The organism is Paenibacillus polymyxa (assembly GCF_018614975.1).
Classification (GTDB): Bacteria; Bacillota; Bacilli; order Paenibacillales; family Paenibacillaceae; genus Paenibacillus; species Paenibacillus polymyxa_E.
This window is the reverse complement of sequence record NZ_JAGGNR010000042.1, coordinates 46972-58281: the sequence shown is the minus strand read 5'-3', so window position 1 is coordinate 58281 and position 11310 is coordinate 46972. Positions and strand designations below refer to the sequence as shown.

10 protein-coding genes, 1 tRNA gene and 1 rRNA gene are annotated in these 11310 nt (G+C 42.5%); all 12 read left to right on the top strand.

The features are described from left to right. A 5S ribosomal RNA gene (rrf, locus tag J7E78_RS25295) occupies positions 1–106 on the top strand; the annotation flags it as partial. A gap of 367 nt (positions 107–473) precedes the next feature. Then, positions 474–1931, top strand: coding sequence for an IMP dehydrogenase (guaB, locus tag J7E78_RS25290; RefSeq protein WP_215079071.1), 1458 nt, complete (start codon positions 474–476; stop codon positions 1929–1931). 415 nt (positions 1932–2346) lie between these two features. After that, complete coding sequence (locus J7E78_RS25285) at positions 2347–3735, top strand: D-alanyl-D-alanine carboxypeptidase family protein (protein WP_215079068.1); 1389 nt, start codon at positions 2347–2349, stop codon at positions 3733–3735. A 240-nt stretch (positions 3736–3975) separates the two neighbouring features. Continuing rightward, positions 3976–4566 (top strand): pyridoxal 5'-phosphate synthase glutaminase subunit PdxT, encoded by a 591-nt coding sequence (gene pdxT, locus J7E78_RS25280; protein WP_215079066.1) that lies wholly within the window; start codon positions 3976–3978, stop codon positions 4564–4566. 273 nt (positions 4567–4839) lie between these two features. Continuing rightward, positions 4840–6123, top strand: a complete 1284-nt coding sequence (gene serS / locus J7E78_RS25275; protein ID WP_215079064.1) for a serine--tRNA ligase — start codon at positions 4840–4842, stop codon at positions 6121–6123. A gap of 191 nt (positions 6124–6314) precedes the next feature. Next, a tRNA-Ser gene (locus tag J7E78_RS25270) sits at positions 6315–6403 on the top strand. 134 nt (positions 6404–6537) lie between these two features. Beyond that, a complete protein-coding gene (locus tag J7E78_RS25265; RefSeq protein WP_215079062.1) occupies positions 6538–7590 on the top strand; it encodes a tyrosine-type recombinase/integrase in 1053 nt (350 codons plus the stop codon). A 391-nt stretch (positions 7591–7981) separates the two neighbouring features. Further along, positions 7982–8125, top strand: coding sequence for a hypothetical protein (locus tag J7E78_RS25260; RefSeq protein WP_215079060.1), 144 nt, complete (start codon positions 7982–7984; stop codon positions 8123–8125). A 44-nt stretch (positions 8126–8169) separates the two neighbouring features. Further along, a complete protein-coding gene (locus J7E78_RS25255) occupies positions 8170–8433 on the top strand; it encodes a hypothetical protein (protein WP_215079058.1) in 264 nt (87 codons plus the stop codon). 320 nt (positions 8434–8753) lie between these two features. After that, positions 8754–8945 (top strand): helix-turn-helix transcriptional regulator, encoded by a 192-nt coding sequence (locus tag J7E78_RS25250; RefSeq protein ID WP_175381122.1) that lies wholly within the window; start codon positions 8754–8756, stop codon positions 8943–8945. Next, positions 8942–9829, top strand: a complete 888-nt coding sequence (locus J7E78_RS25245) for a hypothetical protein (RefSeq protein ID WP_215079056.1) — start codon at positions 8942–8944, stop codon at positions 9827–9829. The genes J7E78_RS25250 and J7E78_RS25245 overlap by 4 nt, the downstream gene beginning before the upstream one ends. 1064 nt (positions 9830–10893) lie before the next feature. Then, the gene (locus tag J7E78_RS25240; protein ID WP_215079054.1) at positions 10894–11190 is read left to right on the top strand and encodes a hypothetical protein; all 297 of its coding nucleotides are present in this window, start codon (positions 10894–10896) and stop codon (positions 11188–11190) included. The last annotated feature ends 120 nt before the right edge of the window (positions 11191–11310 follow it).

Here is an 11310-nt window from a genome sequence, read left to right as displayed (position 1 = left end):
TGGCGGAGGGGTTCCACACGTACCCATCCCGAACACGACCGTTAAGCCCTCTAGCGCCGATGGTACTTGGACCGCAGGGTCCTGGGAGAGTAGGACGCCGCCAAGCAAAGAACCACTGCCGATGTTATTCGGTGGTGGTTTTTATTATATAGTTATATTATGCAGTATGGGATTAAAATACAGATTGAATTTGGTAATTTATCAGCACAATAGTATGTATAAATGTAACGTTATTCGATACGAATTGACGTTTTTTTGTGTAATAACTAGACTTGTCCGCTCTGGAAAAACAGTTGTGTTCATCAGGCAATACACCTGATATAACCAAGTACTTTTCCTTGACAGTCTAAATATCGCTTTGCTAAGATGGCAATAATAAATTTTTCAGAAAACGTATTTTCGGCGTAAAATACAGCCTGGAATCTTCGGGTTTTGGACCGTAAAGCTGAGCAAACATAAGGAGGAACACTTGCGTGTGGGAAGATAAATTTGGTAAGGAAGGCCTCACCTTTGATGATGTATTGCTAGTGCCACGGAAATCCGAGACACTGCCTAAAGAAGTAGATGTATCTATTCGTTTGAGCGATAGTGTAAAGCTAAATATTCCTTTGATTAGTGCGGGTATGGATACGGTAACTGAAGCGACATTGGCTATTGCCATTGCACGTGAAGGCGGTATCGGTATTATCCATAAAAATATGTCGGTTGAACAACAGGCAGAGGAAGTAGATCGTGTTAAACGCTCGGAGAGTGGCGTAATTACCAACCCGTTCTCACTGACGGCAGATCATCTGGTATCTGATGCGGAAGCAGTAATGGCGAAATATCGGATCTCCGGTGTACCTATTATTGAAGGAGATCAGAAGCTGGTTGGTATTTTGACCAACCGTGATTTGCGTTTTATTCATGATTACGGCATCAAAATTAGCGAAGTCATGACTCGTGAGAATTTGGTTACCGCTCCTGTTGGCACTACACTGCAAGAAGCTGAAGGTATTCTTCAGAAGCATAAGATTGAGAAACTTCCATTAGTTGATGAGACAAACACGTTGAAAGGTCTTATCACTATTAAAGATATTGAGAAAGCCATTCAATTCCCTCATGCAGCCAAAGATGCTCAAGGGCGTTTGTTGGTTGGTGCAGCGATTGGTATTTCCAAAGATACATTTGAACGTGCAGAAGCTTTGGTACAAGCTGGTGTCGATTTGATTACGGTAGACTCGGCTCACGGACACCACATTAATATCATTGAAGCTGTACGTCAGCTTCGTGAACGTTTCCCTAGCCTGACCATCGTTGCAGGTAACGTCGCTACTGGCGCAGCCACTCGTGACCTGATCGAAGCAGGGGCTTCGGTAGTCAAAGTGGGTATTGGTCCAGGTTCGATTTGTACAACACGTGTTATCGCTGGTATTGGTGTACCTCAAGTAACTGCAGTCTACGATTGTGCAACGGTGGCACGCGAATATGGAGTTCCGATTATTGCGGACGGCGGAATCAAATATTCCGGTGAAATTACGAAGGCACTGGCTGCAGGCGCACACGCGGTGATGCTGGGAAGTTTGTTTGCCGGCACAGCGGAAAGCCCGGGGGAAACTGAGATCTTCCAAGGGCGTAGCTACAAAGTATATCGCGGTATGGGTTCAATGGCTGCAATGAAACAAGGGAGTAAAGATCGTTACTTCCAAGATGATGACAAGAAACTGGTTCCGGAAGGTATCGAAGGTCGTGTCGCTTACAAAGGGCCATTGTCTGATACGATTCACCAACTGATTGGTGGTCTGCGTTCCGGTATGGGTTATTGCGGTACAAGCAACCTGGAGCAGCTTCGTAACGATACAGGCTTTATCCGAATTACAGGTGCGGGACTGCGCGAAAGTCATCCCCATGATGTACAGATTACCAAAGAAGCACCTAACTACTCGTTGTAATCTGAAGAGAGCTAATCATTTCCAGGACAGGCTCGGTGATTTTCACCGGGTCTGTCTTTTTTTGCAGATACCCCTGTGATAGAATAGAACAAGCGGTGACGATCCAAGCTTGGATTAAGGCGTTGCGGCGGCTATTTGACGTGAATCTATGAATATGGTTTTGAAAAGCAAATGCAGTGCCAGAACAGGCTGCCAGTTAAACAGAAGCGCGGACGTCCTTTTACATAAGCATTTGCAAAATGCGGACTAAGTGACAATCGATAACGAACTTTAGGAGCAATAATATTGCTCGTTCGATACAGCGCATAGCACACACCTCATACATCAAACACGCAGGTTAGGGAACAAGAAAATCGCAGTATAAGCTGCACCGAAGCATTTAACAATGCTTTGGATCGAAGGGAGTATTCATCAATTGAAAGCCAAACACATGAATAAAAAGAAACGCCAAATGCTCAAAAAGAGCGTAGCCTCGGTAATGCTAATTAACATGCTTTGCATGTCTGCAGTAATGCCTGTCATGGCAGCTGCGGATAACTCCAGTCAGGTTATGACTGCTGCGGCCACAACAACGAAGACGGAGAAAGCCGTACAGGTGCCTGGGGTAGACTCACTTGGCCTTGAGGTTAGATCAGCGGTGCTAATGGAGGCTTCAACAGGGCAGATTCTCCTGTCTGTCGATGCGGATAAAGCGATGCCACCTGCGAGTATGACCAAGATGATGACAGAGTACATTGTCGCTGAACAAGTCAAACAAGGGAAATTCGGTTGGGACGATATTGTAACTGTCAAAAAGAATGCTGCACAAAGTGTCGGATCACGTATCTTCCTGGCGGAAGGTGACGAGCACACAGTTAAGGATCTCTATATTGCAATGGCTGTTGGCTCTGCTAATGATGCTACGGTTGCTTTGGCTGAGTATGTTGCCGGTTCGGAAGAAGCTTTCGTGAAAATGATGAATGATGAAGCGAAGCGTATGGGCATGAAGGATACGTTCTTCATCAACTCTTCCGGTCTCGATCGAGCAGATATGCCTGCCGACTTCCGCCCGGCGGAAGACAAGGAAACAGTGATGTCCGCACTGGATGCAGCGATTCTGTGCAGATATATCATCATGGATCACCCGGACTACAAAGATTTTACAACTATTCAATCCTATAAGTTCCGTCCAAATGATAAAGCTCCAATTATCAATTACAACTGGATGTTGGAAGCGAATAAAAATATAACCAATTTCAAAAGCTATGCTTATGAAGGTCTGGATGGAATGAAAACAGGCCATACCACGAACGCAGGTAATAACTTTACAGGTACAGCAGAACGTAACGGTATGCGTCTAATTAGTGTTGTTATGGGCACAGATTCGGAATCCGCACGTTTCAGAGAAACTAAAAAGGTATTGGACTATGGATTTAACAACTTTGAAGTGAAACAGGCTGTCGCAGGCAAGACCAAAGTGACGGGCTGGGAAGCGGTACCTTTGAAAAAAGGGAAAGAAACAACTGTTCCTGTTGTAACAGATAATGCGGTAAGTTTCGTTGTTCCCAAAGGTACTCAGAACCTTAATGTGACGTTCAAAGCTAACGTAACTGAGGCTGACAAGCTGGTAGCACCAATCAAGGCAGGTACGAAGGTTGGTACGGTAACGTACACGTATAAAGCAGATGGAATTGAGCCTCAGGAAAAAACAGTGAACTTGATCACTGCTGAAGAGGCTGAAAAAGGCGGATGGTTCCGTTTGTTCTTCCGTGCCGTGAAGGATTTCTTCGTAGATCTCTTTGACGGAATCAAAAACCTGTTCTAATCCTTAGTAAACTTCATGAAAAAAGCATACTCATGATTTTAATGCTTACAAGGTCATATCATTGACAAAACACAAGTTATTCCGACCGGATGGATTGTATATTTACAATTTTTCCGGTAAAATATCAAGTTAGAATTCACGTAGGATCTTGGAGCAGCGATGAAAGGCATTGAGATTTCCAAACTTGCACCTTCCGAGCGTATGCAAGATCGTGGCTGGTAAGAGAAGGGGAATGAGCGTATGAAGATCGGCGTTTTAGCACTTCAAGGAGCTGTCACAGAGCATATTCGAAGTATTGAACGTGCTGGAGCAGAAGGTATAGCAATCAAACAGGTTCAGCAATTGGAGGACTTGGATGGTCTTATCCTTCCTGGCGGGGAAAGCACAACGATCGGTAAACTGATGCGCAAGTATGGGTTTATGGATGCCATTCGCGCGTTTGCTGCTGAGGGCAAACCGGTATTTGGTACCTGTGCAGGCTTGATCGTTATGGCTAAACACATTGCAGGGCAAGAAGAAGCTCATTTGGAGCTAATGGATATGACTGTATCCCGAAATGCATTTGGACGGCAGAGAGAAAGTTTTGAGACGGATTTGCCAGTCAAAGGCATTGAGGAAACGGTAAGGGCTGTGTTTATACGCGCGCCCTTGATCGAGAGTGTCGGAGACCAGGTTGAGGTTCTCTCCACATACAAGGATGAGATTGTTACGGCTCGTCAGGGGCATTTGCTGGCTTGTTCCTACCATCCGGAGTTGACGGATGATTATCGTCTGCATACTTATTTTGTAGACATGGCCAGATCCTATAAACACTCATCAGACGCTAACTAATGCATGATGTACAACCTATGATCTCCCGGTCATCGGATCACTTCCCCAGAAGCCTTGTAAGGCCGCTGGATGGCAGTTGCATCTGAACGGATGCCTGATGTTGCCTGTATCTGCTTCAAAGCGGGAATCGCAGCGGAGGGTGACACCGGGGATATAGGTTGTTTTTTGGGTTACAGGTTCCGATAAGTATATAGTAAGGTATATACAGTAGAGTTATGAGAATGGATTTAACATAAGGCTTCACGTTGTGAGGTTATTTAGGAGGGGTATATCGTGCTTGATGTGAAAATATTGCGTAATGAGTATGCGCGTGTAGAAGAAGCATTGACTAAACGTGGCAAATCGCTGGATCTTATCGCTGGATTTACCGAGATGGATGCCAAGCGTCGGGAATTGCTTCAAGAGAGTGAAACGCTGAAGAGTCGTCGGAATACGGTCTCCGCGGAAGTTGCTAGACTGAAGAAAAATCGTGAGAATGCTGATGATCTGATTGTGGAGATGCGCGAAGTCTCTGATCGAATTAAAGCCATGGACGAAGAAGTTCGGGAACTGGAAGTGAAGATCAATGATCTCACAATGGCGATTCCGAACATTCCTAACGAAAGCGTACCTATTGGAATTTCTGAAGACGACAATGTTGAGATTCGTCGTTGGGAAGAACCGAAGTCATTTACTTTTGCACCAAAAGCACACTGGGAAATTGCACAGGATCTCGATATCCTTGATTTTGAAGCGGCTGCCAAAGTAACAGGTTCCCGGTTTACCTTTTATAAAGGTCTGGGTGCGCGTCTGGAACGTGCATTGATTAACTTCATGATGGATCTGCACAGCGATCAACATGGATATGAAGAGATTCTGCCTCCATACATCGTTAATCGGGACAGCTTGTTTGGAACAGGTCAACTGCCTAAGTTTGAAGAAGACCTGTTCAAGTTGAAAGATACCGAATATTATCTAATTCCTACTGCTGAAGTTCCGGTAACGAACTACCATCGCGAAGAGATTCTGAATCTAGATCAATTGCCTAAGCATTTTGTGGCATACAGCTCTTGTTTCCGTTCTGAAGCCGGTTCGGCCGGACGAGATACACGCGGATTGATTCGTCAGCATCAGTTTAACAAAGTAGAGCTACTCAAGCTCTCTACTCCAGAGACTTCATATGAAGAGCTGGAGCAAATGACTCAAAATGCGGAGCGTGTGCTTCAATTATTGGGCTTGCCGTATCGCGTCCTGACATTGTGTACCGCAGATATGGGCTTCACTTCAGCTAAAACATATGATATTGAGGTATGGTTACCTGAGAGCAATACCTATCGTGAGATTTCTTCTTGCTCCAACTGTGAGGACTTCCAGGCACGCCGTGCCAATATCCGTTTCCGCAGAGAGCCAAAAGCCAAACCGGAATTTGTGCATACATTGAACGGATCAGGATTGGCCGTTGGTCGGACGGTAGCCGCTATCCTGGAGAACTATCAACAGGAAGATGGTACGGTTGTCATTCCTGAAGCATTGCGTCCTTATATGGGCGGCACAAGTGTGATTGCACGTCGCTCTTAAGAATAAGTGACTATTCTCATCAAGAGGAATACAAATTCAATCCGTCATTCCTGAATGGCGGATTGGAGTGTTTTGTATAACTGAGGCAGTTGTCTGATACGGATTATAAATTTCGATACAAAAAGGTTGCATTATAATGTCGAGATGTGGTATGATACTTTTCGTGGCAAGTTTATAAAAGTTAATTTCCTGGAGAGGTACCGAAGCGGTCATAACGGGGCGGTCTTGAAAACCGTTAGGGGGCAACTCCACGTGGGTTCGAATCCCACCCTCTCCGCCATAACTTTTAAATTGCACACCGCATAAGGTTTTGCGGTGATTACGATTGAAACGCACTAGACTGTTGAACAGCGGTCTGGTGCGTTTTTTTGTGTTCGTGACCGTTAGAGATAATTCTAACGGGAGGTATTAAATATGAGTTTAAGTAATGGAAAAACACCGCAAAAGCGCGGGCAAAGGAAGAATAATTTAGACATTCCCCAGCGGTTATTAGACCGCCTTACTCCTTCGGTCTTGGAAACGCCCCGGTCCACGCTTCAAGAAGCCGAGAAACCTCGCCCTGAGACGTTGACACTGGACAAGCTATTTAACCGTTACTACGCCGCACGACAAGCGGCAGGGGCGGCAGAACGCACCTTAGAAGACTACAGAAAGCATATGAACTGGTTTCGGCGTTTCTTAGCCAACGAGTACAGCGGTCTTGATAACTTTGTACCTAACCGTGATGTCATCCGTGTATGGATTTCATCTATGTTGACGGTACAGAGGTTGAAGCCTTCAACAATAAATATTAGATTACGTACAGTTAAGGCAATGTTCAATTGGGCTATAAGTGAAAGAATCATAAAAGAATCTCCATTTGAAAATGTTGAGTTATTGAAGGTACCTGAGGAAGATTTCCAAGTGATTTCAAAGGCACAGGAAAGAAAGCTCTTCAATTGCTGTGAATTGACTACTTTCTTGGGACTGCGTGATGCATTATTGATGTCTTTTCTGCTTGATACTGGGGTGCGTATTGGGGAGTGCATGAGAATATTTGTAGAGGAAATTGATTTACAGAATCGCTCTGCTTCCGTACGTGCAGAATCAGCTAAAACTAGAAAAGCACGGACAGTTTACTTTGGAGTAAGAACCCAAGAACTATTGGTTATTTACCTTGCTTGGCATGAGATGAACGGACAAGCTCCAAACTTATTTCTAAATGAATATGGTCAGCCATTAGATAAGAATTGGGCAACAAGATGTATTAGCTACATCGGGAAGAAGGCAAAAATTACGGGGGTTCGTATAAGCCCTCACACATTCCGCCATACATTTGCTACTCGTTATATAAAAGCAACAGGTGACCCTTTTTCATTACGACGATTGCTCGGACATTCATCAATGGAAATGGTCAACCGTTATGTTAATCAGGATGTTGCTGATGTTCGTGAGCAATATGAGAAGTTTATGAACAGAGGGGACTGAGCGGTGCTTATGGACTAAGGTATGGCTGGGAAGATGGTGTAACTACCACCTGAACTTCTGGGCATTTTCAGAAAAGTATCTAAGCGATGTTGTAGATAAGATGATGAGCACTATGTAGGCTAACATTAGCGTAATTTTTGTGATAAAATATGGAAGGGAATACCACTTATAATACTACTTATAATATAACTTCACTACCCCCCTTACGAAATAATAAGGGGGGTGTTTTGGTTTGTTTTCAACCAGTATTCTTAACCATATCGATGCTGATTTAGGGAATGGAATTAAAGAATTTCTAAAAACTTATTGGTTTGTAATTGGAATGCTATTTGGTGCCATCCTGTATCTGATTGAGCAAAAGTTTAAGAAATAACTTTGAGGAGGAATACGATTGAAGCAAGTGAGCAAAATTATTGGAATTGAGGAATACAGAAGGATAAGGACTTTAAGGAAATATTCTAAATCAAAACCTATTAAGAAACTGACGGCAGAACAAATGAAGTCCTCAAATGAGAAGAAAAGACGAGAAGATTGAAGTCAGCGGAACAACGAATATATTAATTATTAGGAGTGGGCGCCATGAGCACAAAAAAGCCGTTAGAGCAAATTATCGAAGATGAAACAGCTTTGATGTTCTTGGAGATGGCTGGTGAGTTTAATCAATATACTGAAAATACTCGCACAAAATTAAACCATTTGATAAAAATGGTTTTTAGGCAATATAGATTTGGGGGAGATGCTAACTACGATTTAGTTCGTAGATTAGATAGGGTCATTCAAGGATGGGAGACAACGGAGGAGCTCATTGAATTTATTAAAAATCGTCAGGACAAGCAGGACTAATATTTATCTTTCCCGCCGCCGCAAAGTCCTCGGATTTCAGTAGGAAAGAAAGACTGTACTTCTCCTTAAAATCTAATATTTGATTGTAGGCGACTTTCTAGACTGAGGTCGTCTTTTTTTGTTTACGCAACTTTGGCAGTATCAGCATTCCAGATGTTTTGTTCCCACCTCCCTCTCCAGCATCCATTATGAGTTTGAATTTCATTCGACTATGTGGGGATTTTTGAAGCTGTCTTCTTAAATATATAGATGTGTCCGAATAAGGCATATTAAGTCAGAATCAAAGCTCTTATAGTAGATTAATCAAAGGAGAAGTGGTAATGGAAAGTTTAGTGAGTTCAAATATAGTGTGTGACAAGTACAGCATTTCTAAACGCACGCTATGCAGATGGAAACATGAGGGATTACCTTCGGTCAAATTATCATACAACATGGTCAGGTATCAGCTTGCTGAAGTGGCTAAATGGATTGAATCTAACAAAGTTATGGCGGCAGGAGCGGGAAAAGAATGAGTATAGCGCGTGAGCTACTCGAAGAAGCAGACAAAAGATTAAAGAGAAGTAGAGTTAATAGAGTAATAGATGGGAATGGGGAAGAACGAACCGATTGCATAGTAATAACCCCTGAAATGCGGGAAGCGGCTAGAAGGAGGGGGAAGCTGGAGACTTACAGGAACAGGACGGGAAATCCATTTACAATGGTGAATATGGAAGGAGCAAAACAATTAGCGACAATGGAGAGGTTGAGTACAAAGGAGTTGGGGTATTTTTTGGTGCTTCAATTATATATAGGTTATGATAACATGCTTAAAATGTCGTTAGATGCAAGAATACCTATGACTGAGAAGGGACTAGCGGAAGTACTAAGGATAAGAGATAAAAGAACATATTCCAACTTGCTCAGAAAGTTCATGGAATTAGGCTTAATACAAAGCCAAAGGGTTTCTTTATTTAAGAAAGAATATGAAGCGCTTTACATCAGTAAAGCCTATTGCCTAAGGGGAACAAGCAAAGAGACTAGACTAGTCAAGGTTTTCATCGAAGCTATGCATGAACTGTACAGTCAGCAGGATATAAAGCCCGCTGATATTGGTTTCTTATATCGTATACTCCCATATATGCACTTTGAAAGTAATCACCTTGTAAGGCATCCTTACGAAAAGGATTTTTCCAGTGCAGAAGCACTATCTCTAAGGGATGTAGTAGAAATCACTGGTATGGACGAAAAGAATGTCAAGGAACATCTTAGGATTAAACTATCTGGCGTGCATGTGTTCGGTTCGTTTAAGGCTGGCAAGAACAGTGTTTACAAAGTCAATCCATCATTATTCTATAGAGGTGTTGCACCAGAACTAGTGAAATCAGACTTTACTTTGACGGAACAGAGCCGTAATTAATGCGCTGTTCCTCTACCATGTACCGGAAAGTGATATACACAAATTTTATAAAAGGCAAATGCAATCTCAATCGAGGGGTGTTTTTGCAGGAATATTGAACAATCGAGGGGTATTTTTGCAAACTATAAAGTGGTCTCAGCCCTAGAGACATAAGGGTTTCAGTGATTTCCCAAAAGTAGTATCTCTCTTATCTTAGAAGATATATATAATTATTATAGTTATAACCTTAGGCAAAGGTGTTAGGTTGTTTGTTACCCAAAACAATCCTTTTACCGCGAAGCGAAGCAAGCAATCGTCAATCTTATTCAAAATGTCCCTGTTGACGATTCAAATTATAGGCATTAGCAAAGAATATATAGCTTAGATAATGATATAACATATATATGATTGAAGTACCCAGCCACCTTAGTTAAATGGTTAGGGTACTTGCCGCCTGACTGGAATGAATTATATGCCGCATGTGTAAAATCAAATTTACATTGGCAGAGGAATAGACAATATGACGTATTAATATCAAAACTATACTCTACTTGCCAATGGATAAGATATATCTTATGCAAGTGGTCGTCTAAATCTAAGCGCTCACGTAATCACTCCTATTGGTGGCGGCACTAAGAATTAGGTGAATAGATGTTATGTGCTTGTCAAAATATTGCCAACCAGAATGTTGCTTAGCAGAATGTTGCCCCCCTGATGGATACATAATCATAGGCAGGTCGTTATCATCAAGCTATAAAACCTTGAAGAAGGGGATATAATCATCTAGCTATGCCCATGCTACGACACTAAGCTAAGATGATTAAATCACTAAGCTGTAGAGCTTGTGATTTATAGAAGCACTATTCAATATAAACAGATTTGCACATAAACAGCATAAATCGGATGCGGGTAGGAAGTTATGACTACGTATCCCAATTCATTTACTTCATATATAGAGAGGAGTATCTCCTCTCCGTTACGTTTTTATTAAATAGAAGGAGAAGATTCATATTATAGAGCTAAAATTAATTAGGGAAGAAGTATTAGATGGCATTAGAGTGTTGTCCGTTAAGAATCCTATGGTAATGAACCATCACAGAGTTAACTATGTAGATTTAGAAAGTATATCTAGGGTGACGGGGCTATCAGTAGCAGACATAATAAAAGTCGCTGATAATGATATGGGAGTAAGAAACTCCATTGACTATATAAGGTCTGCTGATGGGAGAAGGGAAAGAATAGTGAGAATGAGATGTTTGCCAATGCTATTCCAGTTGCTCAGTATTAGTAGGATGGGAGAACAGATGGCTGAAGCTAAGAGGGCTCTTTTGAAGGCATTGGAGGGGGCTGAACCAGAGATTGGCGGTGATTATGTTGGATAGTATCAAACGGGTTACATTTAGCATAACCGCTACTCAAGACAAGTTTATCGAATTGTATGCTTTAGCTACAGGGCTAGGTAAGTCAGAGGTTATAAGGGATTTGCTTGATGATGCGGTTTG